Here is a 25,721-nt window from a genome sequence, read left to right as displayed (position 1 = left end):
CCGGCAGTCCCGGTTGTTGCCCTGCCAGGTCGGCTGTGCCATGGTGTCTGCGTGGATCAAGGGGGAGCACCACCCGTCTTCTCCGCCAGCGCGGAGATCGACGGAGAGCACCTCCGCGTGGTGGTGACCGGCGAGGTCGACATGGCGACCGCCGACACGATGCTCCAGACCGCCCTGCGCGAGCCCGCCCGTCGGATCACCCTCGACCTGCGCGCCGTGACCTTCTTCGACTCGGCGGCCATCCACGCCCTGGTCCGGCTCGCCCAGCAGTTCTCCGGCACGCTCACCGTGCTGCCGTCCCGGCAGGTCCGCCGGGTGCTGGAGATCTCCGGCCTGGGCGACCAGGGCTGGCTCGACCCGGTCTGAGATCGCCGACGCACCCGGCCGCCGGCACCCCGGCCACCGGGTCCGGGGTCAGCCCTGCAACTGCCGGCGCAGCGTCACCTCGGTGCCCTCGTCGGTACGCCGCACCATCAGGTCACCCAGCGCCTTGATCAGTGACAGGCCGCGCCCCCGGAACCCGGAGTCGGTCGACTCCCGCCACTGCCCGGTGTCGCGCACGGTGGCGATCACCGTCCGGTCCTCGATGGCCACCTCGACGCTGATCACCGCCTCGGCGGGTTGGACGGGGTGCTCGATGGCGTTCGCGGCGGCTTCCGACACCGCCACGGTCAGGTCGAACAGGTCCGTCTCGCCGACGTTGTGCGCCACGAGGAAGTCCTCCAGGCGCTTGCGCAGCACGCTCAGTCGGGTCGGGTCCGCCGGCAGCCGCAACGCGAACCGGTTCAGCTCGGCCGCCTCCAGGGCGAGCACCGCCACGTCGTCGCGGCGCGGCCGTCCGGTGACCCGCTCGACCACCGTGTCGATCAGGTCCGTCACGTGTTCGCCGGGGGTGGCGGCGTCGGCGCGCAGCTGCGCGAGCGCGGCGTCGATACCGAGCTGACGGTCCTCGATCAGCCCGTCGGTGTAGAGCAGCAGCCGGCTGCCAGCGGGCAGCTCCCCCTCGACCGTCCGGTACGTCGTGTCGGGGATGACGCCGACCGGCGGGCCGAGCGCGCGGTCGTGCAGGAACGCCACGTCGTCTCCTCGGATCAGCAGGGGGGACGGATGACCGGCGCTGGCGTAGCGCAGCCGGGCGGTACGAGGGCTGAACAGCAGGCAGACCACTGTCGCGAACGAGCGCCCCTCGGTGGACCCGACCAACCGGTTGAGCCGGGTCAGTGACTCACCCGGGTCGAAGCCCTCCAGCAGGTACGCCCGCAGCGCGTTGCGCAGCTGCCCCATCGCCGCGGCGGCCTGGACGCCCTTGCCGACCACGTCGCCGATGACCAGCACCAGGTCGTCGCCGTCGAGCCTCATCGCGTCGTACCAGTCCCCACCGACCTCGACGTCGGCGCTGCCCGGCAGGTATCGGCTCGCGACGACCGCGCCCGGCATCTGGGGCAGCGACCTCGGCAGCAGGCTGTGCTGCAACGTGGCGGCGATGCGGTGTTCGGCCTCGTAGAGCTGGGCGTTCTCCAGCCGCACCCCGACCAGCCGGGCCAGCTGGGTGAGCGCGGCCTCGTCGGCCTGCGCGTCGTCGCCGGCAGCCTGCCAGACCCGCAACTCGCCGAGCTGCTCGCGGGTGGTGCCGGTCAGCGCGGCCACGAAGGACGGGTCGGTGGCGGTGACGCCACCGCCGTCGGCTTCGGCGCGGGCGCCGGCCGCGGTGACCACGACCCGGGCGGCCTCGGCGAGGCTGAGCGCGTGCCGGGCGGCGACGTGCAGCACATCGGTGGTGGAACGGGCGGTGTTGACCGCCACCGCCGCGTCGGCCAGCGCCCGAAGCCGACGGATGATCTGCCCGCGCAGCTGGCCCAGCTCGACGTTGGCCCGGACCCGGGCGATCAGCTCCTGCCCGGAGAACGGCTTGGTCAGGTAGTCGTCGGCGCCCACGGAGAGGCCGGCGACCGCCTCGGCGGAACCGGCGCGGGCGGAGAGCAACACGATCGGCACGTCGCGGGTGCGGGGGTCCGTGCGCAGCGCGCCGACCAGGCCGAACCCGTCCAGCCGGGGCATCATCACGTCGGTGAGCACGAGGTCGAACCCGCCCGCACGGGCCAGCGTCAGGGCCGCCAGACCGTCGCTCGCGGTGACCACCTCCCAGGTCGGGGAGAGCAACCGGGTCACGTGCTCGCGCAGGTCGACGTTGTCGTCGACGACCAGGATCCGGCCGGCCGGGGCCGCGTCGGTCGGCTGACGGTCGGTCGGCCCGGGCATGTCCTCGTCGGCCCACAGGGCCGTCTCCGCCACGTACAGCCGGGCCTGCTCGGGCTCGCCCGTGGGCAGGGGGGCGAACGCGGCGACCCGGTCGGCGGGCAGGTGCGCCGATCCGAACGGGACGGTCACCGTGAAGGTGCTGCCCTCGTCGATCTGGCTGGTCACACCGACGTCGCCGCCGTGCATCTCGACCAGTTCCCGCACCAGCGCGAGCCCGATCCCGGTGCCCTCGTGGGTGCGGGCGCGCACCCCGGGCACCCGGTGGAACCGCTCGAAGACGTGCGGCAACTCGGCCGGCACGATGCCCACGCCGGTGTCGGTGACCTCCAGCCGGGCGACGGCGTCGTCGGCCCGGATCCGCACCCGGATCTCGCCGTCGAAGGTGAACTTCACCGCGTTCGACACCAGGTTGAGGACGATCTTCTCCCACATGTCCCGGTCGATGAAGACCGGCGCCGGCAGCGGCGGGCAGTCCACCACCAGGCGCAGCCCGGCGCGCTCGGTGGCCGAGCGGAAGGTGCTGGCCAGCCGGGCGGTGTAGCCGGCCAGGTCGGTGGGCTGGTAGCGGGCGGCCAGCCGACCGGATTCCAGTCGGGAGAAGTCGAGCACGGTGTTGACCAGCTTGAGCAGGCGCAACGCGTTGCGGTGCATCACGACGAGCCGGTCGGTGTAGGCGGCGGGCAGCTCCGGGTCGGCCAGCATGTCCTCCAGCGGGCCGAGCACCAGGGTCAACGGCGTACGGAACTCGTGGCTGACGTTGGCGAAGAAGTTGGTCTTCGCCCGGTCCAGCGCGGCCAGCTCGGCGGCGCGGGCGCGCTCCTGCTCGTACGCCCGCTGGGTGCCCACCGCGCGGGAGATCTGCGCGGCCACCAGGTCGAGGAAGTCGCGGTACTCGTCGCCCAGCGGCAGCTGGCGGGCGACGCCGGCGACCAGCGCGCCGACCGTCTCGTTGGCCGCCTTGACGGGCAGCACGAGCGCCACGTCGGCGGCGTCGGCCGGTGGCTGGGCGAGCAGACCGCTCACGTCGATGGTGGCCGGCGAGCCATCGGCGACCAGCTCGCCGACCGTGTCGGACGGGACATTGACCGCGGCCGGGTCGACGCGGCTGGCGGCGGTCAGGGTGAACCGGCCGGTGGAGTCGGCCAGGTAGATCAGCGCGAACGGCACGTCGGCGGAGTGCCGGGCGAGCACGTCGGCGGCGGTCCGGCCCAGCTCGCCCGCGCTGATCACGTCGGCCAGCTCGGTGCCCAGCTCCGACAACGCCCGCAGCCGGCGTTCGCCCACCACCCGCCCGGTGGTCTCGTTGACGATGCAGTAGACGCCGCTGACCGCGCCGTCGGCACCCCGGATCGGGTCGTACGAGACGTCGAAGTAGGTCTGCTCGACGAAACCGGAGCGGTCCAGCAGGAAGGGGTGGTCCTCGCCGCGGTAGGAGAGCCCGGTGCGCCGGACCCCGTCGAGCAGCGGACCGAGGACGTCCCACGTCTCGGCCCAGTGGTGTCGGGCCGGCTGGCCGAGCACGTGCGGGTGCTTGCTGCCGATGGTCGGCCGGTAGGCGTCGTTGTAGAAGGCGAGCTGGTCGTCGCCCCAGAACATGACGATCTGCGCGCTGGAGGAGAGCATCATGCCGATCGCGTTGGAGAGCGCCGCCGGCCAGCCGGACGGCCCGCCCAGGGGGTGGGTGGACCAGTCGAAGGCGCGGATTCGCTCACCCAGCTCACCGCCGCCCGCGTACGCGGCGGCGAGCAGCGGGGAGGTCTCGTGGACGTCCGCGAAGGAATGCCCCGCATCCGCGCCCCCCTGGGCCGAGCTCATGCAGCCTCCCCCGCTTCGGCCGTACCCCGCAGCCGTTGATCTTCACGCGCCGTGCTCCGACTTGTACCCCGGCGGACCAGCAACGTAACGCATGACGCCCCTTGGACGCTGGTTACCCGTGCCGCACCCGTCGCCGACCCGGCAGCGCGGGGGCGTACGCGGGCCCAGGGAGGCCGCCGGGAGCGCCCTGACCTGTCAGAAGACCGGCAGTCCGTCGATGCTCGCGGCATTCTTGGTGGCGCGGTAGGTCACCAGATCATCGGCCGTACGGCGGGAGTGTGAGGTAAGCAACAGGTCACGCTCCGCGCGGTAGTCCATCAGCGGCACCGCATAACCGCAGGAGTCGCTGACCCGCTCGACCTCCACCGTGATCACGGCCCGCACGGCGTGCACGTCCGGCGGCGCGGGAAACTCGGCGAGCCGATCCGCGTAGCCCGCCTCGGTCACCGCGACGCTGCTGCCCCTGCCGTGCAGGCGCACGATCTTCGGGGGCCCGTCGAACGCGCAGAACATCAGCGTGATGCGGCCGTTGTCGCGCAGGTGGGCGATGGTCTCCGCGCCGCTGCCGTGGTAGTCCAGGTAGGCCACCCGGTGCGGGCCGAGGATCACGAAGGTGCCCGTCATGCCCTTCGGCGAGACGTTGACGTGCCCCTCGGGCCCGGACGGCGCGGTGGCCACGAAGAAGACCGGCTGGCCCGCGATGAACTCCCGCAGACGACCGTCGATCTCTGGATAGACCTTGCCCATGCGGTGATCCTCCCATCGCGCCCGTCCCCCGCCGGGGCGACCTGCGTCACACCGTCGACGACCCCGCCGCGTCCACGCCCTCGTGGCGGACCCGCACCGGCGGGCCGGACGCTCGCCGGCGGGCGGCCCGGACCAGCGCCGTGATCGGACGCGGGTCCAACTCGTTCTCCGGATGCCACTGCACCCCGAGCACGAACGGACGGTCCGGGTCCTCAACCGCCTCGATCACGCCGTCCGCCGCCCAGCCGCTGACCGCGAGCCGCCCCGGCGTGGCGACCGCCTGATGGTGGTACGAGTTGACCCGGTCCACCCCGGCCAGCGTCCTCGCCGCCAGACTCCCCGGCGCGAACCGCACCGGATGGGTGCCGTAGACCCCCGGGGCCGGACGGTGCGCCTCCGAACCGACGACGTCGGGTAGGTGCTGGTGCAGGGTGCCCCCGTACGCCACGGCGAGCAGCTGCATTCCCCGACAGACACCCAGCACCGGCAGGTCGGCGACGAGCGCGGCCGCCAGCAGGGTCAGCTCACCGGCGTCCCGGTCCGGCCGGTCCTCGGTCCGCGGGTGCGGCTGCTGGCCGTACCGCCCGGGACCGACGTCGGCGCCCCCGGCCAGCAGGAGCCCGTCGAGGACCGCCAGCACGTCACCGTCGGAGTCGTCCGGGGGCAGCACCACCGCACGACCACCGGCAGCGGTCACCGCCCGCACGTACGCCTCCGGCACCAGCACCGCCCGCACACCGCGCCACACGGCCCAGTCGGCGGGCTCGACGTACGCGCTGATCCCGATCAGCGGCCGCCTCACCAGACGGCCAGCGTTCGCGACTGCGGGGCTCGCAACACCGGCTCACTCCTCGCGCTCACAGGGGAGTCACGTATGCGCCGGTGATCCCGCCGTCGACCACGAACTGCGCGGCGGTCATGAACGAGGCGTCGTCGCTGGCCAGGAACGCCACCGCGGCGGCGATCTCCTCCGGCTGCCCGAACCGGCCCATCGGCACGTGCACCAGCCGGCGGGCGGCCCGCTCCGGGTCGGCGGCGAACAGCTCCAGCAGCAGCGGCGTGGCCACCGGGCCGGGGCAGAGCGCGTTGACCCGGATGCCCTCGCGGGCGAACTGCACACCCAGCTCCCGGGTCATCGCCAGCACCCCGCCCTTGCTCGCGGTGTACGCGATCTGCGACGTCGCCGCCCCCATCAACGCCACGAACGACGCGGTGTTGATGATCGAGCCCTTGCCCTGGCGGCGCATGTGCGGGATCGCGTACTTGCAGCAGAGGTAGACGCTCGTGGTGTTGACCCGCAGCACCCGTTCCCAGGCGTCCAGGCCGGTGTCCAGGATGGAGTCGTCGTCCGGCGGGGAGATGCCGGCGTTGTTGAACGCGACGTCGACCCGGCCGTGCCGGTCGGCCACCCCGTCGAACAGGTCGCGGACCGCCGACTCGTCGGCCACGTCGGTGCGGACGAACTCGCCGCCGCACTCCTCGGCGGCCTTCTCGCCGGCCGCCTCGTCGATGTCCACGCAGACCACCCGGGCACCCTCGGCGGCGAACCGCCGCACGGTGGCCAACCCGATCCCGCTGCCCGCCCCGGTGACCACTGCCACCCGGTCCTGCAATCGACCCTGCACTGGCGTCACTCCTCCGTCGCGATGAACACGTTCTTGACGTCGGTGAAGGCGTGCAGCGCGTCCGGGCCCAGCTCACGGCCGAGCCCGGAGCGCTTCATCCCACCGAACGGGGTCCAGTAGCGCACCGAGGAGTGCGAGTTGACGCTGAGGTTGCCCGCCTCGACGGCGCGGGCCATCCGCAGCGCGCGGCCCACGTCCCTGGTCCAGATCGAGCCGGAGAGGCCGTACTCGGTGTCGTTGGCGAGCCGGACCGCGTCCGCCTCGTCGTCGAACGGGAGCACCGACACCACCGGGCCGAAGATCTCCTCCCGCCAGTGCCGGTCGGCCGGCGAGTCGGCCAGCAGCACCGTCGGCGCGTGCCAGAAACCGGGGCCGTCCGGGCGGGAGCCGGTGAAGGCGACAGTCGCCCCGGTCACGTAGCCGGCGACCCGGTCCCGCTGGGCCGCCGAGATCAGCGGACCCATCTCGGCGGTGTCCCGGGACGGGTCCTCCACCCGCACCGCGCGTACCGCCGGTTCGAGCAGTTCCAGGAACCTGTCGTACACCGGGCGTTGGACCAGGATCCGCGACCGTGCGCAGCAGTCCTGGCCGGCGTTGTCGAAGACCGCGCCCGGCGCGGTCGCGGCGGCGCGCTCCAGGTCGGCGTCGGCGAACACGATGTTCGCGCTCTTGCCGCCCAACTCCAGGGTGAGTCGCTTCACCTGGGCGGCGCAGCCGGCCATGATCCGGGTGCCGACCTCGGTGGAGCCGGTGAAGCAGATCTTGCGGACCGCCGGATGGCTGACGAACCGCTCCCCCACCACCGCGCCCTCGCCGGGAATGACGGTGAACACGTCGTCGGGCAGGCCGGCCTCGCGCGCCAGCTCGGCCAGGCGCAGCGCGGTGAGCGGGGTCAGCTCGGCGGGTTTGAGCACCACTGTGTTGCCGGCGGCGAGGGCCGGGGCGAACCCCCAGGCGGCGATGGGCATCGGGAAGTTCCACGGCACGATCACGCCGACCACACCGAGTGGTTCGTGGAAGGTGACGTCCAGGCCGCCGGGCACCGGGATCTGCCGTCCGGTCAACCGCTCCGGCGCTCCGGCGTAGTAGTCCAGCACGTCGCGGACGTTGCCGGCCTCCCAGCGGGCGTTGCCGACGGTGTGCCCGGAGTTGCGGACCTCCAACGCGGCCAGCTCGTCCAGGTGCGCGTCGACGACGGCGGCGAACCGCCGCAGCAGCCGGGCCCGATCCCCCGGCGCGACGACCCGCCACGCCTCGAACGCCTTCGCGGCACGCGCGATCGCCGCGTCCACCTCCGCCACCGAGGCCCCGGAAACCTCCCGAAACCCCTCCCCGCTGGCCGGATCCACCACCACGGTCACGCCGCTACCCCCTACCCCTGCGCAATCTTGCAGGTGCTGCACGAACCACCGACACAACGTGCGAGATCACGGAGGACGGACCAGGGGTTAGAGGCGCTCGAAGCCACGGGTCAGCTCCCAGTCCGTCACCGCCGCGTCGAACGCCGCCAGCTCCACCCTTGCCTGGTTGGCGTAGTGGGCGACCACCTCGTCGCCGAACGCCTCCCGGGCCACCGTCGACGCCTCCCAGAGGGCCAGTGCGTCGCGCAACGTGCCGGGGACCCGTTCGGCCTGCGGGTCGTCGTACGCGTTGCCGGTGCACTCCTCGCCCAGCTCCGGCTCCCGCTCGATGCCGTGCAGCGCGCCCGCGACCAACCCGGCGATCGCCAGGTACGGGTTGACGTCGGCCCCCGGCACCCGGTTCTCCACCCGCATGCCCTGCCCGTGTCCCACCACCCGCAGGGCGCAGGTGCGGTTGTCCACCCCCCAGCGCAGTGCCGTCGGGGCGAACGAGCCCGGCTGGTAACGCTTGTAGGAGTTGATGTTCGGGGCGAAGAGCAGGCTGAACTCCCGCATGGTGGCGAGCAGCCCGGCGAGCACCCGCTGCCCGGTCTCCGACAGGTGCGCCGGCCCGTCGCCGAGCATCGCCGAGGCGCCCGTCCGGTCGCGCAGCGAGAAGTGGATGTGGCAGGAGTTGCCCTCCCGCTCGTTCGGCTTGGCCATGAAGGTGATCGCCATGCCCTCCTGGGCGGCGATCTCCTTGGCCCCGTTCTTGTAGATCACGTGGTGGTCGGCGCAGGCCACGGCCTCGTCGTAGCGGAAGGCGATCTCGTGCTGGCCGAGGTTGCACTCGCCCTTGGCGCTCTCCGGGGTCAGCCCGGCGCCGGCCATCTCGGTGCGGATCCGGCGCAGCAGCGGCTCCACCCGGGCGGTGCCGAGCAGCGAGTAGTCCACGTTGTACTGGTTGGCCGGGGTGAGGTCGCGGTAGCCGCGCCGCCAGGCGTCCTCGTACGAGTCGCGGAACAGCACGAACTCCAGCTCGGTGCCGGCGTACGCGGTGAGCCCGTGCTCGGCCAGCCGGTCCAGTTGCCGGCGCAGGATCTGCCGAGGCGAGGCGACCACGTCACCGGAGCCGTCCAGCCAGGTCAGGTCGGCCAGCAGCAGGGCGGAGCCGGGCTGCCAGGGCACCCGACGCAGGGTGGCGAAGTCCGGCACCATCGCGAAGTCGCCGTAGCCGCGCTCCCAACTCGACATCGCGTACCCGTCGACGGTGTTCATGTCGACGTCCACGGCGAGCAGGTAGTTGCAGCCCTCGCTGCCGTTGGCCACCACCTGGTCGAGGAAGAACGGCGCGTGGAACCGTTTGCCCTGCAGGCGGCCCTGCATGTCGACGAGGGCCAGCACGACGGTGTCGATCTCGCCCTCGGCGACGGCGACCCGCAGTTGTTCCAGCGTGAGCGGAGCTTTCGTCATTCGCGGGCCTCCATCACCAAGGTCTACTGGCAAACCGGATCACCGTCAATGCCCCCGGGGCCGAGGGCGGCAAACCCGGTGACCGCACCGGCGGGACGGCCGCGATGACCGTCCCGCCGGGCGGGTGTCAGGCCGGGCCGTCGACCGGCGCCGGGTCGGCCGCCGGCGCGGGTTCCTCGACGGTACGCACCGGGCCGGCGAACCACTTCCGGGCCGAGGCGTACCACCAGACCGCGACCACCAGCAGCACCCCGCCCACGGCGAGCGGCGCGTAGTTCACCGCCGACCAGGTGAAGTCGTCGTTGCCGGGCACGCCGGCCGGCACGATCGGCAGCACGAAGTACACGGCGATGACCGCGATCTCGATGACCGCGATCCAGCCGAGCAGCTTGTACTTGCGCCCCAGCGTCCACGGGCCGGGTACGAACCGGTCGCCGAGGCGCAGCCGCAGCGCGATCGGGATGAGGAAGGACAGGTAGAGGCCGATCACCGCGACGGAGACCACCGCGTAGAAGGCGATCGGGATGCCGGCCGAGCTCTCGTAGAGCGCCGGCAGGGTCAGCACCAGGCCGGCGATCGTGGTGCCGATGATCGCGTTGACCGGGGTGCCGTTGCGGTTCACTCTCGACCAGAGCCGCCAACCCGGCACCGCACGGTCCCGACTGAAGGCGTACGCCATCCGGCTCATCGAGGTGATGCAGCTCATCCCGCAGAAGAACTGCCCGATCGTGGAGATGATGATGACGATCTTGAAGAAGACCGGGGTCAGGGCGGACTCGAAGATGGCGCCGGAGAAGCCGCCGGCGGCGTTGACCGCCTCGACGTCGGTGGCCGCGAACAGGAACGCCAGCAGCAGGATCCAACCGCCGACCGCCGAATAGAAGATCGACTGCCAGAGCCCGCGCGCGGCGGCCTGCGAGGCGCCCCGGGTCTCCTCGGAGACGTGCGCGCAGGCGTCGAAGCCGGTGATCGTGTACTGGGTGAGCAGGAAGCCCAGCGGCAGCACGTAGAACCAGAACGTCAGCCCGCCGGTGTCCCCGTCACCGAAGCCCGAGTTGTTGAACCGCTCGGTGAACACGAACTGGAAGCTCTGGTGATCGTCCGGAACGAACACCAGGATGGCCACCACGACGGCCGCGCCGGCCACGTGCCACCAGACCGAGACGTTCTGGAGTACGTCGATGATCCGGTGCCCGAAGATGTTGATGAGGCCGTGCAGCGCCAAAATGATCACGAAGAGGACGAACGCCTGCCGCAACGTCCCGGCCCAGCCGTCGAAGAGCGCCGACAGGGTGAGGTTGAGGAAGGTCGCGCAGCCGTAGTCGACCGAGGCGGTGACCGCGACCAGTCCGATGAGGTTCAGCCAGCCGGTGAACCAGCCGTGCACCGGGCGGCCCATGGTCGCCGCCCACCAGTAGATCCCGCCCGCCGTCGGGTAGGCCGACACCAGTTCGGCCATGCAGAACCCGATGATCAGGATGAACAGTGAGATCAGCGGCCAGCCCCAGGAGATGGCGACCGGCCCGCCGTTGTTCCACGCCTGGCCGAAGGTGGTGAAGCAGCCGGCCAGGATCGAGATGATGGAGAACGAGATGGCGAAGTTGGAGAAGCCACTCCACTTGCGGCGTAGCTCCTGCTTGTAGCCGAGTTCGGCGAGTCGTCGGGCGTCGTCGTCGATCGGTTGCTCTGCGGTCGGCACGGGCGTCGTGGCCACTGCACACCTCCCTGAGGTGGTTCCGCGAACGAGTGCGCAAAGTGTCGTCCCGCCGATCAAGACAGGTCAATACAGCGCCGGTGGGAATCTCACCGCCGTCCCGGCTAATTGCGTTGCCGCCCGTCCAGCCCGCCCGCATGCTTGACCCCGTGACCAGGCCCGATCGCGACGGGCCACCACCGGGCACTCGGACCGCCCGGCACCGCGGCGGCGCGGGGCACGCCTCTCTCTCCGTACGGCAACCGCCGTACCCACAAATGCCCCGCGCCGCCCCCTCCGCTCCCGGGTGCGGGGGGTGGGTCAGGTTAGTAGGAGGCCGGTTACCCAGAGGGCGCCGATGGTCAGGCCGGCCAGGAATTCCACCAGCATGGACAGGCCAGCCGCCTTGAGCGCCTGCACGGTGGACGGCCAGGCGAGCCGGTTGCTGCCCAGCCGCAGCCGCTCCGCGGCCCACACTCCCGCCACGAAGCCCAGCAGCAGACCGACCACGGGGATCACGAAGAACCCCACCAGGCCGAGCGCGCCCCCGGCCAGCAGGGACCACGTCGGCACGCCTGTGCGTTTGAGGTTCCTCCCCGGCCACAGGTACTTCACGACGATGCCTCCGACCGCGACAAGTGTCGCGGCGGCGAACACAGCCCAGCCACCCGGGCCGGCACCACCGAAGATCGCCCAGACCAGTACCCCACCCCAGCACAGCGGCAGCGCCGGCAGGCCGGGCACCACCACGCCAGCCAGCCCGGCCAGGATGGCCAGCGCGGCCACCACTGTCACCACCGTCTGCGAGTCGTTCAGGCTCACACCGTCGCCTTCCGTCGCCACCATCGGGACCGGCCCGATCCACCGCTCACGCCGTCGCCCGCCGCAGCCGGGCGGTGATCTCCTCGGCCGGCGACGGTGCGCCGAAGTACCGCCCCTGCCCGGTGTCGCAGCGCAGCGCTCGCAGCCGCTCGGCCTGCACCGGGGTCTCCACCGCCTCGGCGGTGACCCACAGCTCCAGCGCGTGCGCCAACCGGACCAACGCGTCGACGATCCGCTCGTCGCGGTGGTCCGCCACCGCGTCCGTCCCGTCGGCGCGGATGCCCTCGACGAACGGGCCGGCCAGCTTCAGGCAGTGGATCGGCAGCCGCCGCAGGTACGCGAGGTTGGAGTACCCGGTGCCGAAGTCGTCGACCGCCAGCCGGACGCCCAGCGCCGCGAGTCGGTGCAGGCTGCGCAGCGGCTCGCCGGCGCTACCCATCACGGCGCTCTCGGTCAACTCCAGTTGCAACAGCTCCGCCGGCAGGCCGCTGGTGGCCAACGCGTCCGCCACCGTGGCGACGATCGCCGGGTCGTCGGCCTGCCGGGCGGCCAGGTTGACGCTGACCACCAGCCGGGCCTCGGGGAACTCCCGCCGCCAGCGTTCGGCGTCGTGGCAGGCCCGCCGCAGCACCCACTCGCCGAGCCGGACGATCAGGCCGGTCTCCTCGGCGAGGCCGATGAACCGGTCCGGGCCGATCAGGCCCAGCTCCGGGTGCTCCCAGCGGACCAGCGCCTCCACCGCGAGCATCGTGCCCTCCAGCAGCGACACGATCGGCTGGTAGTGCAGCACGAACTCGCCCCGGTCCAGCGCGGCCGGCAGCCCGGCGACCAGCGCCGACCGGGCGAGGTCGCGGGCGCTGCGCTCCGGGTCGTACACCGCCCACCGGCCGCGGCCGGCCGCCTTGGCCCAGTAGAGCGTCGTGTCGGCGGCCTTCATCAGCTCCGAGGCGGTGGTCTCCGCAGCCGGGCAGTCCACGATGCCCACGCTGGCGGAGACCGCCAACTGCTGGTCGCCGAGATGCACCGGGGCGGCGACGGCGGCAAGCGCGGCCTCCGCCACGGCCACCGCGTCATCGACGTCGTCGCCGCCGTCGACCAGGATGACGAACTCGTCGCCGCCCATCCGGGCGACCAGGTGGCCGTGGTCGGCCACGCACTCGGCGAGCCGCCGGCCGATCGCCACCAACAGCCGGTCGCCGAGGTCGTGGCCGAGGCTGTCGTTGATCGCCTTGAAGCCGTCCAGGTCGAGGAAGCACACCCCGACCCGTTGACCGGGCCCGGCGGTGTCGAAGACCCGGCCCAGCGTCTCGAAGAACAGGGTCCGGTTGGGCAGCCCGGTCAGCGGGTCGTGCAGCGCCTGGAAACGCAGCCGCTGCTGGAGTTCGTACCGCTCGGTGATGTCCTCGATCATGGCGACGGTGAACCGGGGTCGCCCGTCGTCGTACCGGATCAACGAGACGGCCAGGTCCGTCCAGACGATAGTGCCGTCCTTGCGGTGGTAGCGCTTCTCCACGCGGACCGAGTCCTGCTTGCCCTCGATCAGCTCCTGGTACAGCTCCCACATGCCGGCGGCGTCGTCGGCGTGGAACAGCTGCGCCACGTTCATCTCGCACAGCTCTTCGATCGAGTAGCCGAGCATGTCGGCGAACGCCGTGTTGACGTCGATGATCTGGCCGTCCACCCCGGCGATGCCGATCCCGATCGCCGCGCCGGTGAAGACCGCCCGGAACCGCGCCTCACTGTCGCGCAGCGCCTGCTCGACCTCGTCGCGGGCCTGCCAGGCCGAGCGGGCGATGCGCTCCTGCTGGGTGAAGGTGCGGTCGCGCAGCGCGCGGGCGAACCCGGCGGCCAACCCGCCCTGCACCGCCGCGATCCGCTCGCCCAGGTCGGCCGGCCGGTCGCCGGACGCCAGGACCCGATCGGGGAAGTCGTCACCGAGCGCGCGCAGCGACCACTCCAACGCCCGGGGCTCGGTCAGGTGCGCCTCCACCAGCGCCCGCCCGACCTCCTCGGCGGGGCGGGCGCTGAACGGCTCGGCCCGCACCACCTGGGCGAGCCGGACGGTGTGCAGCAGCAACAGCCGCTCGGTCTCGGCCGCGCTGAGCGGCACGAAACCGATGCGGCGTACGGCGCGGGCCCAGTCGGCGGCGTAGCCCTGGGCGCCGCCCCGGCCGACGTCGACCCCGGTGGGGTCCGGGACGGCGGCCACTGGAATCAGCCGGCGGGCTGGTCGTACCGGGCCGCGCCCCCGAAGGCGCCGAACCGCTCCGGGTGCTCATCCACGTCGGCCGGCGAGTCGGGACGCCACAGTGGCATGTGCACCACGCCCGGTTCGAGCACCGTCCAGTCGCCGAAGAAGCCGGTGACCTGCGCCCGGGAGCGCAGGGTGATCTCGGTGGCCGTCCGGGCGGAGAGGCGCTGGGCGTCCAGCATCTCCTGCGGCTGGTCCTCGAAGGTCGAGTGCGAGATGACCAGGAAGCTGCCGGGCGCGGCGGCGGCCCGCAGGGTGGACAGGATCTCCTCGGGACCGTCGGCGTCCGGGATGAAGTGCACCACCCCGGCCAGCAGGATGCCCATCGGTCGACTGAAGTCGATCAGCCCGAGCCGCCGGGTCTCGGCAAGGATGCGCTCCGGCTCGCGCAGGTCGGCGTGGATCACCCCGGTCAGGTCATTGCCGGCGAGCAGCTCACGGCTGTGCGCGACGGCGACCGGGTCGATGTCGACGTAGACCACCCGGGCCTTCGGGTTGGCCGCCTGGGCCACCTCGTGCACGTTGCCCACTGTCGGAATGCCGGAGCCGATGTCGAGGAACTGGTCGATGCCGGCGTCGAGCAGCACCCGGACGGCTCGGCGCAGGAACTCCCGACCGGAGCGCATGGTGGCGGCGAGATTCGGGGTCATGCTGGCGATCTGCTCGGCCAACTGCCGGTCGACCTCGAAGTTGTGCGCCCCGCCCAGGAAATAGTCGTACACCCGGGCCGCGCTCGGCCTGGTCAGGTCAATCTCGGTCGGCAGTGCGTCCGGCATCGGTGTGCTCCCCAGTTCGTCGCCGCGGCGCGAGGCGGCACCGGCGTCGACGAGCGCGCGCGACCGCCGGCCGACCCCGCGGGTCGTGTGGTGTGGACCACTCTAGGCCGACAACTCCCACGTACGGCAGATCCCTTCACGTAACTTTCCGCGCTCAGGCGGCCGACTCCAGCAGCAGCGAGATGCCCTGCCCGACGCCGATGCACATGGTGGCGAGGGCCCGGCGGCCGCCGCGACGGCGCAGCTCCAGGGCGGCGGTCAGCGCCAGCCGCGCGCCGCTGGCGCCCAGCGGATGCCCGAGCGCGATCGCGCCACCGTTCGGGTTGACGTGCTCGGCGTCGACCGGCAACCCCAACTCGCGCAGCACCGCCACGGACTGCGCGGCGAACGCCTCGTTCAACTCGATGACGTCCACCGCGCCCAGCTCCACGCCGACCCGGTCGAGCAGCTTGCGGGTGGCCGGCACCGGGCCGATTCCCATGATCCGCGGCGGTACGCCTGCCGTCGCCGCGCCGCCGATGCGGGCCAGCGGGGTGAGGCCGTACCGCTGCACCGCCGCTTCACTGGCCACCAGCAGCGCGACCGCGCCGTCGTTGACGCCCGAGGAGTTGCCGGCGGTCACCGTGCCGCCGTCGCGGAACGGGGTGGGCAGCGCGGCCAGCTTCTCCAGCGACGTCTCCCGGGGGTGCTCGTCGACCTCGACCAGTCGGGTCTCCCGGCGACCGGCCGGCACGGACACCGGCACGATCTCCTCGGCGAACCGGCCGTCGGCCTGCGCCTTGGCGGCGCGCTGCTGCGAGCGGTACGCGAAGGCGTCCTGCTCGGCCCGGTCGACGCCGTACTCGGCGGCCACGTTCTCCGCCGTCTCCGGCATCGAGTCGACCCCCCAGCCGTCACGCATCAGCGGGTTGACCAGCCGCCAGCCCAGGGTCGTGTCATACATCTCGGCCGAGCGGGAGTACGCCGAGGTCGCCTTCGGCACGACGAACGGCGCCCGGCTCATGCTCTCCACCCCACCGGCGACCGCCAGGTCCGCCTCGCCGGCCACGATGGACCGGGCGGCGATGGCGAGGGCGTCCAGGCCGGAGCCGCAGAGCCGGTTGACGGTGCTGCCCGGCACCTCCTCGGGCAGGCCGGCGAGCAGCGCCGCCATCCGGGCCACGTTGCGGTTGTCCTCGCCGGCCTGGTTCGCGCAGCCGAGCACGACGTCGTCGACGCGGGCCCAGTCCACCGACGGGTGCCGGGCGACCAGCTCGCGGATCACGTGTGCGGCCAGGTCGTCGGGGCGGACGCCGGCCAGCGCGCCGGCGTACCGGCCGATGGGGGTACGGACACCGGCCACCAGGTATGCCACGGTCATCGCGAGTCCTTCGGGGGTGGGAAGGGTGAGGGTGCGGGCGTCCACCGGGTCGCGGGGGGACTCCCCAGCCGCCAGGATATCCACGCTCCCAGCGGATAGGTTGGCGGCATGGCCCGGGCCCAGTTCAGCGCAGAGACCAGCCGTGGTGGCGCTTTCGTCCGCCAACCCAACCGCTTCACCGGTCGGGTCACCCCCCACTCGACCTCCCCGCCGGGTGGCGGCCCGGACGAACAGGACCGCTGGCCACTGGAGGCCGGCCGGTACCGGCTGATCTGGTGCCGCGCGTGCCCGTGGGCGCACCGGGCGAGGATCGTGCGCGGCCTGCTCGGGCTGGACGACGCGATCTCGCTGGGCACCGTCGACCCGATCCGGGACGAGCGGGGCTGGGCGTTCGCCCTCGACCCGGACGGCTTCGACCCGGTCCTCGGTGTCAGCTTCCTCTCCGAGGCGTACCTGGCCACCGACGAGGACTACACCGGCCGGGTGACCGTGCCGGCGCTTGTCGACACGCTGACCGGCCGGGTGGTCACCAACGACTACCCGCAGCTCACCCTCGACTTCTCCACCGAGTGGCGGCGACTGCACGCGCCCGGCGCACCCGACCTGTACCCGGTCGCGCTGCGCCCGGAGATGGACGCGCTGATGGCCGAGATCCACACCGACGTCAACAACGGCGTCTACCGGTGCGGGTTCGCGACCTCGCAGGAGGCGTACGACGAGGCGTTCCGGGCGCTCTTCGCCCGACTGGACGCGCTGTCCGAACGCCTGGCCGGGCAGCGCTACCTGATGGGAGACGCGATCACCGAGGCCGACGTGCGGCTGTTCACCACGCTGGTGCGCTTCGACGCCGCGTACCACGGGCACTTCAAGTGCAACCGCAGCAAGCTGACCGAGATGCCGGTGCTCTGGGCGTACGCCCGGGACCTGTTCCAGACCCCGGGCTTCGGCGAGACGGTGGACTTCGACCACATCAAGCGGCACTACTACGGCACCCACCGGGAGATCAACCCGACCGGCATCGTGCCGCTGGGGCCCGACGAGTCCGGTTGGGCGACGCCGCACGGGCGTGGCTGAGCCGGGGCGGGCCGGCACCGCGACGGCACCCGTCGCTCGCGGGGACGTCGCCCGCCGGGTCGCCGGGTCCGCCGCAGCCGGCTGCGCGGTGGCCGGCGCGGTCGCGGTGACGGTCGCGGTCGTCGCCGGTCCCGGTCCCGGTCTCACCGGGTACGTGAGCGAGGCGGGCATCGCTGGCAGCGCGCACGCCGTGACGTACCGGATCGGGGTTCTCGCCCTGGCCGGCGCGTTGCTGCTGATCGCCGCGGCGCTGCCTCCCGGGGTGCGGGTGGCGCCGGCGCTGCTCGCCACCGGCGCGGTGCTCACCGCGGTGTCCGGGGCGGTGACCTGCTCCGCCGGCTGCCCACTGCCGCCGTTCGAGCGCACCACGGTGGCCGACCTGGTGCACGGGGGCGCGAGCATCGCGGCGACGGCGGCGGTGGTCCTCGCCATGATCGCGCTGGCCGTGTCCGGGCCGGCCGGGCCGGTGGTCCGCCGGTTGGCGGCCGGCACGGCCGCGCTCGCCCTGCCGCTGTGCGCGACGGTCGGCCTGGCCATGCTCGTGGTCGGCCGGGGCGCCCTGGTCGGCGTGGTGGAGCGGCTGGTTCTCGGGCTCGCGGTGCTGTGGGGCGTGGCCACCGGCACGGCCCTGGCCCTGGCCCGCCGCGAGCGGGGCTTGTAAGGAGCGTCACGGCCACCGTTCCTTGCAGATCGCGCTGATCGGCGTACTGTCGGCGAGCGATGACCAATGTCTGGGGCCTCACCGTTCGCCTGTATGTCGATCTCCGACTGCAGGCCAGCGGCATCTGTCCGGCGTAGCCGCCCTCCTCGCGCCTACCCCGACCAGAACAGACAATTGGACACTTCATGCCCTTCGGCCTGCGCAAAATTCCGTTCTCCGTGCAGATCCTTCTCGGCCTCGTGCTCGGCGTCGCGCTCGGCTTCCTGGCCCGCAGCAACGACCTGAGCTGGCTGACCAGCACCCTGCACACCGTCGGCAGCCTCTTCATCCAGCTCCTCAAGCTGGCCGTGCCGCCGCTGGTCTTCACCGCCATCGTGGTCAGCGTGGTCAGCCTGCGCGGCGTGGCCAACGCCGCCCGGCTCGCGCTGAAGACCCTGATGTGGTTCGGCATCACCGCACTGATCGCGGTGAGCATCGGCATCGGCCTCGGCCTGCTCGTCAACCCGGGCCGCGGCGTGAGCCTCGACCTGGGTGGCGCGACCCCGCCCAAGAACACCGGCTCCTGGACGGACTTCCTCACCGGCATCGTGCCCACCAACCCGGTCGGCGCGTTCGTCGAGGGCAACGTCCTCCAGATCGTCTTCCTCGCCCTCGTGGTGGGTGCCGCGGCCCTGCTGGTCGGCGACGCCGCCGAGCCCTTCGTGGCGCTGAACCGCTCGCTGCTGGAAATCGTGCAGAAGGCCCTGTGGTGGGTCATCCGACTCGCCCCGATCGGCACCCTCGGCCTGATCGGCAACGCCGTCGCCTCGTACGGCTGGGACCTGCTGGCACCCCTCGCGAAGTTCACCACCGCCGTCTACGTCGGCTGCGCCATCGTGCTGTTCGTGGTCTACCCGCTGGTGCTGATCCTCGCCGGCCGGCTCAACCCGCTGCGCTTCTTCGCCGGCGCCTGGCCCGCGATCGAGCTGGCCTTCGTGTCCCGCTCGTCGGTGGGCACCATGCCGGTGACCCAGCGCTCCGTCGAGCGGCTCGGCGTCCCGCGCGAGTACGCCTCGTTTGCGGTGCCGTTCGGCGCCACCACGAAGATGGACGGCTGCGCCGCGATCTACCCGGCCCTCGCCGCGATCTTCGTGGCGCAGGTGTTCGGCGTGCACCTCGGCGTCACCGACTACCTGCTCATCGCGTTCGTCTCGGTGGTCGGCTCGGCGGCCACCGCCGGCCTGACCGGGGCGATCGTCATGCTCACCCTCACCCTGAGCACGCTGGGGCTGCCGCTGGCCGGCGCCGGCCTGCTGCTGGCCATCGACCCGATCCTGGACATGATCCGTACCGCCACCAACGTGGCCGGGCAGGCGCTCGTGCCGACCGTGGTCGCCGCCCGTGAGGGCACCCTCGACCGGGCCGCGTACGAGTCCGCGGGCCGCCGGGATCTCGTCGACCCGGAGCCGGTCGCCGACACCCGGCCCGAGCTCAGCCCCGTCCCTGCCTGACAAGTCACTGCACGGCGACGGGCCCCTCTACCCGGGGCCCGTCGCCGTTTCGGAGAGGATGACCTGATGAGTTCCCTGTTCACTCCCCTGGCCCTGCGCGGGGTCACCCTGCCCAACCGGATCGCCATGGCGCCGATGTGCCAGTACTCGGCCGGACCGGACGGCCTGCCCACCGACTGGCACCGCATCCACCTTGGCAGCCGCGCGGTCGGCGGGGCCGGGCTGGTGCTGACCGAGGCGACCGCCGTACTCCCCGAGGGTCGGATCACCCCGCAGGACACCGGGCTGTGGTCCGACGCGCACGTGGACGCCTGGCGACCGATCACCGAGTTCGTCGCCGCCCACGGTGCCGTGCCGGCCGTCCAGCTCGCGCACGCCGGTTTCAAGGCCTCCACCTACCGGCCGTGGGCGCCGGAGCGCGGCGGAGTGCCGGACGCCGAGGGCGGCTGGACGCCCGTCGCCCCCGGGTCCGAGCCGTTCACGCCCGGCTACCGGACGCCGACCGCCCTCGACGCGGCGGGCATCGCCAGGGTGGTCGAGGCGTTCGCCGCAGGCGCCGAGCGGGCCCTCGCCGCCGGCTTCGCCGCCGTGGAGATCCACGCCGCGCACGGTTACCTGCTCAACGAGTTCCTGTCGCCGCTGACCAACCACCGCACCGACGCGTACGGCGGCGACCGGGCCGCCCGGATGCGGCTCACCCTGGAGGTCGCCCGCGCCGTGCGCGCCGCGGTCGGCGAGAGCGTGCCGGTGCTCACCCGGATCTCCGCCACCGACTGGGTCGAGGGCGGCTGGACCGTCGAGGACAGCGTGGTGCTCGCCGGTGAGCTGGCCGGCGTCGGCGTCGACCTGGTCGACGCCTCCTCCGGCGGCGTCAGCCCGGACCAGCGCATCCCGCTCGGCCCCGGCTACCAGGTGCCGCTGGCCGCCCAGATTCGCCGTGAGGCGGGCGTGCCGACCGGCGCGGTCGGCCTGATCGTCGAGCCGGAGCACGCCGAGCAGATCGTCGCCAACGGCGAGGCCGACCTGGTGCTGCTCGGCCGGGAACTGCTGCGCGACCCGTACTGGCCGCGCCGCGCCGCCGCGAAGCTCGGCGTCGCGTACAGCGGACCCGCCCAGTACGCCCGCGCCTGATCCGAACCCCGTACGGGCGGCTGCCGTCACCGGCAGCCGCCCGACCGTCAGCCGGCCAGGTGCGACCAGTCGCCCTCCAGCTCCCGCCAGGTGCCCTGCGCCGCCACCGCCCCGGCGTGCAACACCACCACGTGGTCGGCGCGGACCAGCGCGGCACGCTTCGCGGTCGACCCGACCACGGTCACCCCGTGCGCCCGCAGCGCCCGCCACAGCGCCAGCTCGGTGGTGACGTCCAGCGCCGACGACACGTCGTCGGCGACCAGCAGTTCGGTACGCGGTGCCAGCGCCCGGGCCAGCGCCAGCCGCTGTAGCTGGCCGCCGGAGAGCCGGGTGCCCTTGTGCCCGATGAGCAGACCCAGCCCACCGCCGGCGGCGGCCAGGTCGTGGTCGAGCTGGGCGGTGCTGACCGCGCCGGCCGCGTCCACCTGGTGGCCGAGCGCGATGTTGTCGGCCACCGTCCCGGAGAGCACCCGGGGCAACTGGCCGACGTAGCCGACCTGGTTGGGGCGCAGGAACAGCTCGGGCTCGGTGACCGGGTCGCCGTTCCACGACAGCTCGCCGGTGTGGTGCACGATGCCGGCCAGCGCCCGCAGCAGCGAGGATTTGCCCGACCCGACCGGCCCCACGACCAGCACCAACTGCCCGCGCTGCACCGTCAGGTCCACGTCCCGGACGGCGACCGTGCCGTCGGAGTGCACCACCGAGAAGCGGCGCAGCTCCAACCGGCGCAGCGGGTGCCGGGGCGGCGACGTCGGCGCGGGCGCGGTCCCGGCGGCCAGGTCGACCGCCGGCACCGCCGCCGTGTACGCGCCCACGCCAGTCATCGCCACCGTCCGGCGGGTCCACACCCGCGCCGACGGCAGCTGGGAGATCAACGACGCGGTGGTCCAGGCGAACCACCGGGCCGCGCCCAGCGTGGAGACCGCCACCAGCACCGCGCCGGCCGACAGCTCGCCGCCCAGGTAGAGGGCCCACGCGCCGATCGGCAGCAGGCCACTGGCCACCGACGGCGTCGACCGCGACCACACCTGCACGGAGATCTCCCGTCGCTGCCGGTCACTGCGCAGCGCGTCCAGGACGGCGAGGTGACGCAGCACCGCCGCCGTGGCGCCGGCGAGCTTCACCGTCCGCGCCGCGGAGAGCGCCGAGACCAGGGCGGTGGCGAACGCCGCCCGCGCCGTCACGGTCGCTCGGGCGGCACGCTCCAGCTTCGGACCGAACAGCGTCGCGGCCAGTCCGGAGACGACCATCGTGCCGAGGAAGAACAGCCCCGGTACGACGCTGCCGGTGACCGCCGTCATGGCGACCACCAGGACCAGCGCGACGGACTGGTCGAGCACGTTGTCGGCGAGTTGCACCACGCGCTCGGTGTCACCGCCCTGCGCCACGACCTCGGCCGGGGTGTGCGAGCTGACCCGGCGCGGGCCGGTCTGGCCGTGCACCAGACGCAGGCCGATCCGCAGCATCTGCCGCACCCACCAGTGCGGGAACCAGACGTGGGTGTAGTACGGCAGCGGCAGGGTGACCAGCAGCCCGGCCACGATGCCCAGCGCCGGCAGGTACGGGTTGCCGGTCCCGTCGACCAGGTCGGCCCAGAGCCACGGCAGCAGCGGGCCGTCCAGCCCGAGCAGGCTGAGCCCGAGGAACAGCGCGATCGCCGCCGCGCCGTACCGAGGGTCGTTGGTGCAGAGCCGGATGATCTCCCGGAACGTGCGGGCCGGCGGGGTCGGTGGCAACGGCGGCGGCTCGGCCCGCGCCGCCGGGCCCGGCTCACCCGTCACGGCCGGTCCGACCGGACCAGCGCCCGGCCGGGTGCCGGCGGTCTCGGAGCCGGTCAACAGGTCGGCGCCAGCGGCGTCCGGGCCGGTCAACAGGTCGGTGCTGGCGGTCTGCGGGCCGGTCAACAGGTCGCTACCGGCGTTCTGCGGGCCGGTCAGCAGGTCGGTGCCGCCGCCGGACCGGAACGCCGACGCCCCGCCGGCGTACACGGCGGCGTGACTGGTCGCCAGCAGCTCGGCGAAGCGCGTCGACGTCTCCAGGGGGCCGGCCTCGACCACCGCGCCGTCGGCCAGCACCACCACCTCGTCGCAGCGACGCACCGAGGAGAGCCGGTGGGCGATGACGATGCCGATCCGGTCGCGCAGCAGCCGTTCGGTGGCCCGCTGCACCCGCGCCTCGGTCACCGGGTCCAGCCGCGCGGTGGCCTCGTCCAGGATCACCACGTGCGGATCGCGCACCAGGATCCGGGCGAACGCCACCAACTGCTCCTGGCCGGCGGAGAGCACGTGCCCGCCCTCCCCCAGCCGGGTCGCGAGCCCGTCGGGCAGCTCGGCGATCCAGCCGGCCAGGCCCAGCTCGTCCAACGCCCGGGCGGCGGCGTCGAGCAGCTCCGGGTCGTAGAGCGCGACGTTCTCGGCGAGCGTGCCGGCCAGGATCTCGGTGCGCTGCGGCACCAGCGCCACCCAGCGGCGCAGCTCTTCGACGTCGAGGTCACACAGGTCGGTGCCGCCGAGGAACACGGTGCCCGACGGCACGTCCACGGCCCTGGTGAGCACCTTCGCCAGGGTCGACTTACCCGACCCGGTCCGCCCGATCAGGGCGTACGACCGGCCGCGCGCGAAGGTCAGGCTGAGCCCGCGCAGGGCCGGACCCCGCCCGCTCTCCGGGCCGCTCACCTCGTATCCGAACGTCAGGTCTCGGATGCGCAGGTCACCCTCGGCCGGACTGGCCCCGCCGACCGGCTCCTGCCGGGCCTTCTGGAGCAACTGCACCCGGGCCCACGCGCCGAGGGCCTCCTGTAGCTCGGGCACCATCCGGCTGACGTGTTCGGCGGTGGCCCCGAAGGCCAGGGCGAGCAGCCAGATCGCGGTGAGCCGGGCGGCGTCGACCCGGTCGGTGGCCAGGGCCCAGGCGCCGCCGAGCACCACCACGCCGACGCCCGCCCGGATCGTCGCGGTGGCGACCGTCGCCACCCGGGCGGACAGCACCCAGACCCGGTGGCCGCGGGACAGCACGGCGGCAGCGCGCCGGGCGTACAGCCGCAGCACGTACGGCTGGGCCAGGCTGGTCCGCACGTCGTCCTGACCGTGCACCGCCTCCTCCATCACGGCGGCCAGGTCCGACCAGGCCTCCTCCTCGACCATCCGGGCGGGGCCGATCCGCGCCGTGGGCCGGCGCAGTCCCACCCCCAGCAGCACCGTGAGCAGCAGCATCGCTATCCCGGCCGGCCACCACACGGCCAGCGCCACCACCATCGACAGCAGGCCGACACAGAGCCCCTGGGCGAGGCGCGAGCCCTGGTTACGTACCGCCGACGCCACCTGGTAGACGTCCCCGTCGATGCGGTCGAGCAGCTCGCCCACCGGCGTGGTCTCGAGGCTCGGCAGGTCCTGCCCCAGCGCGACCCGGCAGAGCCGCCGACGGACGTCCGCGGACCAGTCGGCGGTCAGCCCGGCCATCAACAGGCTCACCACGAGATCGCTGAGCACCACGGCGGCCAGCGCCGCGGCCAGCACCGCGAAGGAGCTCGTCGACCGGTGTACCAGCACCGCGCCGGCGAGCGCCGACGCGCCCGCCTGACCGGCGGCGCCGAGCACGATAAGGACGGCCACGAGCGTCAGACGGCGCGGCGAGGTGCCCCACAGATCACGGAGCAGGCGCATCGGAGTTCCTCCGGACGTGGGTGGCGGAACACCCAGCGTGCCGGCAGCAGCCCCGTCGACTCAACCGATTTACCCGCCCTGAGCAGGACTTGCGGTCAGGTCTGAGCGACCCGGCGCACGATGCCGAGCAGCGCCTCCTGCACGTCGGCGATGGGCCGGTCGGGCTGGAACACCAGCCAGTCCACGGCCACCACCAGGCCCACCCCGAACAACGCCGAGGAGGCGGTCGGCACGTCCAGATCGGCCGGCAGGTCCCCGCTGTCCACCCCGGCCCGCACGGTCTCGGCGATCACCGCGATCGCCTCGCCGCGCAACAGCCGCAACGTCTGCTGCCACTCCCGGTTGGTCCGCCACATCTCCGACAGCAGCAGTTGGGCGAAGGCCCGGTACCGGCGGATGTACTCCAGTTCGGCGCGGACCAGGGCCGCCAGCGCGGCGCGCGGCGGCTGCCCGGCGACCGCCGCCCGGAACTCGGCGGTGAGCAGGCCGATGCCGTGGCGCAACAACTCCTCGAAGAGCACCGTCTTGGACTCGAAGTTGTAGTAGACCGTGCCCTTCGCGACACCGGCCCGGGCCGCGATGTCGTCCACCGTGGTCGCGGAGAAACCGCGCTCGGCGATGAGGTCCACCGCGGCGACGAAGAGCCGCTGACGCGTGTCCTCCCGCCGCCTCGACCGTCCGTCCGTCACCGGCCCATCCTCACATGGTCAGCTCGGGGTGCAGCTTCGCCGGGGTGAGCCGGCGTGAGCGACGGGCCGCGCCGGTGGTCAGGGCCAGCGCCGCCACCGCGAAGCCGAGCAGCACGAGCGCCGCCGTCACCACCGGGCCGGCCGGGCCGCCGTTGATGGTGTGCCGCAGCCCCGCCACCACGTAGCTCATCGGCAACCAGGGGTGAATCGCCTGGAAGAAGCCGGGCGAGGTCTGGACCGGGTAGGTGCCGCCCGAGGAGGTGAGCTGGAGCATCAGCAGGGCCAGCGCGGCGAGCCGCCCGGCGGGGCCGAGCTGGGCGCCCAGCCACTGCATGATCGCGGTGAAGGCGAGCGAGACCAGCGCCAACAGACCCAGCGTCGCGGCGGGGTGCACCGGGGCCAGCCCCAACACCAGTGTCACCACGGTGAAGAGCACACCGGCCTGGGCCAGCCCGACCGCCGCGGCGGGCAGAAACCCGGCCAGCGCGACCCGCCAGGCGGGTGCGCCGGACATGACGTGCCGCCGGTTGACCGGCCGCAGCAGCATGTACGTGATCATCGCGCCGACCCAGAGCGCCAGACCGAGGAAGTACGGCGCGAAGCCGACCCCGTACGAGCCGGCCGGGTGGCGGGCCGAGCGGTCCAGTGACACCGGATCGCCGAGGACGCCGGAGCGGGCGTCCGCGTCGTCGTACCCCGGAATCTTCTGCTCGCCGTCGGCCAGACCGTCGGCGAGGTCGCCGGCCCCGCCGCCCAGCCGGGTCAGCCCGGAGGCCAACTCGCCGGCGCCGCTCTCCAGCCGGATCAGGCCGTCGGCGAGCCGGTCGCCGCCGGCGCTGAGCCGGCCGAGCCC

General features: G+C 73.0%; 19 protein-coding genes. 5 read left to right on the top strand and 14 right to left on the bottom strand.

The annotated features are described in order from the left end of the window. The first annotated feature begins 51 nt into the window (after positions 1 to 51). Complete coding sequence (locus tag ABZU46_RS14420; RefSeq protein ID WP_354857627.1) at positions 52 to 366, top strand: STAS domain-containing protein; 315 nt, start codon at positions 52 to 54, stop codon at positions 364 to 366. Between the two features lie 48 nt (positions 367 to 414). Here ABZU46_RS14420 and ABZU46_RS14415 read toward each other — a convergent pair whose 3' ends face one another. The 11 genes from ABZU46_RS14415 to pcaF form a co-directional block, all read right to left on the bottom strand. Beyond that, positions 415 to 4,074 (bottom strand): SpoIIE family protein phosphatase, encoded by a 3,660-nt coding sequence (locus tag ABZU46_RS14415; RefSeq protein ID WP_354857625.1) that lies wholly within the window; start codon positions 4,072 to 4,074, stop codon positions 415 to 417. Positions 4,075 to 4,269: 195 nt separating this feature from the next. Continuing rightward, positions 4,270 to 4,821: a pyridoxamine 5'-phosphate oxidase family protein gene (locus ABZU46_RS14410; protein ID WP_354857623.1), complete on the bottom strand. Its 552-nt coding sequence runs from the start codon at positions 4,819 to 4,821 to the stop codon at positions 4,270 to 4,272. Positions 4,822 to 4,867: 46 nt separating this feature from the next. After that, a complete protein-coding gene (locus tag ABZU46_RS14405; RefSeq protein ID WP_354857620.1) occupies positions 4,868 to 5,623 on the bottom strand; it encodes a gamma-glutamyl-gamma-aminobutyrate hydrolase family protein in 756 nt (251 codons plus the stop codon). Between the two features lie 55 nt (positions 5,624 to 5,678). Further along, positions 5,679 to 6,446 (bottom strand): 3-oxoacyl-ACP reductase, encoded by a 768-nt coding sequence (locus ABZU46_RS14400; RefSeq protein WP_354857619.1) that lies wholly within the window; start codon positions 6,444 to 6,446, stop codon positions 5,679 to 5,681. Positions 6,447 to 6,451: 5 nt separating this feature from the next. Continuing rightward, positions 6,452 to 7,807, bottom strand: a complete 1,356-nt coding sequence (locus ABZU46_RS14395) for an aldehyde dehydrogenase family protein (protein ID WP_354857616.1) — start codon at positions 7,805 to 7,807, stop codon at positions 6,452 to 6,454. Positions 7,808 to 7,894: 87 nt separating this feature from the next. Continuing rightward, positions 7,895 to 9,259, bottom strand: a complete 1,365-nt coding sequence (locus ABZU46_RS14390) for a glutamine synthetase family protein (RefSeq protein ID WP_354857614.1) — start codon at positions 9,257 to 9,259, stop codon at positions 7,895 to 7,897. Between the two features lie 127 nt (positions 9,260 to 9,386). Further along, entirely contained in the window at positions 9,387 to 10,973 is a 1,587-nt protein-coding gene (locus tag ABZU46_RS14385; protein ID WP_354857612.1) for an amino acid permease, read from the bottom strand. Between the two features lie 300 nt (positions 10,974 to 11,273). Then, complete coding sequence (locus tag ABZU46_RS14380; protein ID WP_354857609.1) at positions 11,274 to 11,774, bottom strand: DUF456 domain-containing protein; 501 nt, start codon at positions 11,772 to 11,774, stop codon at positions 11,274 to 11,276. Positions 11,775 to 11,820: 46 nt separating this feature from the next. Next, complete coding sequence (locus ABZU46_RS14375) at positions 11,821 to 13,983, bottom strand: EAL domain-containing protein (protein ID WP_354857608.1); 2,163 nt, start codon at positions 13,981 to 13,983, stop codon at positions 11,821 to 11,823. A gap of 5 nt (positions 13,984 to 13,988) precedes the next feature. Continuing rightward, entirely contained in the window at positions 13,989 to 14,801 is an 813-nt protein-coding gene (locus tag ABZU46_RS14370; protein WP_354857605.1) for an SAM-dependent methyltransferase, read from the bottom strand. Between the two features lie 154 nt (positions 14,802 to 14,955). Continuing rightward, on the bottom strand, positions 14,956 to 16,161 hold the full coding sequence (pcaF, locus tag ABZU46_RS14365; RefSeq protein WP_354857602.1) for a 3-oxoadipyl-CoA thiolase: 1,206 nt from the start codon (positions 16,159 to 16,161) through the stop codon (positions 14,956 to 14,958). 108 nt (positions 16,162 to 16,269) lie between these two features. Between pcaF and ABZU46_RS14360 the strand changes: the two genes are divergently transcribed. From ABZU46_RS14360 to ABZU46_RS14345, 4 genes are all read left to right on the top strand, one after another. Beyond that, positions 16,270 to 17,235 carry a glutathione S-transferase C-terminal domain-containing protein gene (locus ABZU46_RS14360; protein ID WP_354857600.1) on the top strand — a complete coding sequence of 322 codons (966 nt, stop codon included), beginning with the start codon at positions 16,270 to 16,272 and terminating at the stop codon, positions 17,233 to 17,235. Next, the gene (locus tag ABZU46_RS14355; RefSeq protein WP_354857598.1) at positions 17,228 to 17,896 is read left to right on the top strand and encodes a DUF998 domain-containing protein; all 669 of its coding nucleotides are present in this window, start codon (positions 17,228 to 17,230) and stop codon (positions 17,894 to 17,896) included. Before ABZU46_RS14360 ends, ABZU46_RS14355 begins: the two co-directional genes overlap by 8 nt. Positions 17,897 to 18,093: 197 nt before the next feature. Further along, positions 18,094 to 19,386, top strand: coding sequence for a dicarboxylate/amino acid:cation symporter (locus ABZU46_RS14350; protein ID WP_354857680.1), 1,293 nt, complete (start codon positions 18,094 to 18,096; stop codon positions 19,384 to 19,386). A gap of 66 nt (positions 19,387 to 19,452) precedes the next feature. Further along, positions 19,453 to 20,517: an NADH:flavin oxidoreductase/NADH oxidase gene (locus tag ABZU46_RS14345; protein ID WP_354857595.1), complete on the top strand. Its 1,065-nt coding sequence runs from the start codon at positions 19,453 to 19,455 to the stop codon at positions 20,515 to 20,517. A gap of 47 nt (positions 20,518 to 20,564) precedes the next feature. On the opposite strand, the gene ABZU46_RS14340 is transcribed toward ABZU46_RS14345, so the two are convergent. From ABZU46_RS14340 to ABZU46_RS14330, 3 genes are all read right to left on the bottom strand, one after another. Then, positions 20,565 to 24,179 (bottom strand): ABC transporter ATP-binding protein, encoded by a 3,615-nt coding sequence (locus tag ABZU46_RS14340; RefSeq protein WP_354857594.1) that lies wholly within the window; start codon positions 24,177 to 24,179, stop codon positions 20,565 to 20,567. Between the two features lie 95 nt (positions 24,180 to 24,274). Further along, positions 24,275 to 24,868: a TetR/AcrR family transcriptional regulator gene (locus tag ABZU46_RS14335; protein WP_354857591.1), complete on the bottom strand. Its 594-nt coding sequence runs from the start codon at positions 24,866 to 24,868 to the stop codon at positions 24,275 to 24,277. Between the two features lie 10 nt (positions 24,869 to 24,878). Next, positions 24,879 to 25,721, bottom strand: an 843-nt coding sequence (locus tag ABZU46_RS14330; protein WP_354857589.1) for a YhgE/Pip family protein, incomplete at its 5' end; no start/stop codon positions are given.

It is taken from the genome of Micromonospora sp. NPDC005197, from assembly GCF_040608295.1.
In the GTDB taxonomy this organism is placed as follows: Bacteria; Actinomycetota; Actinomycetes; order Mycobacteriales; family Micromonosporaceae; genus Micromonospora.
This window is presented reverse-complemented; position numbering and strand designations above follow the sequence as displayed.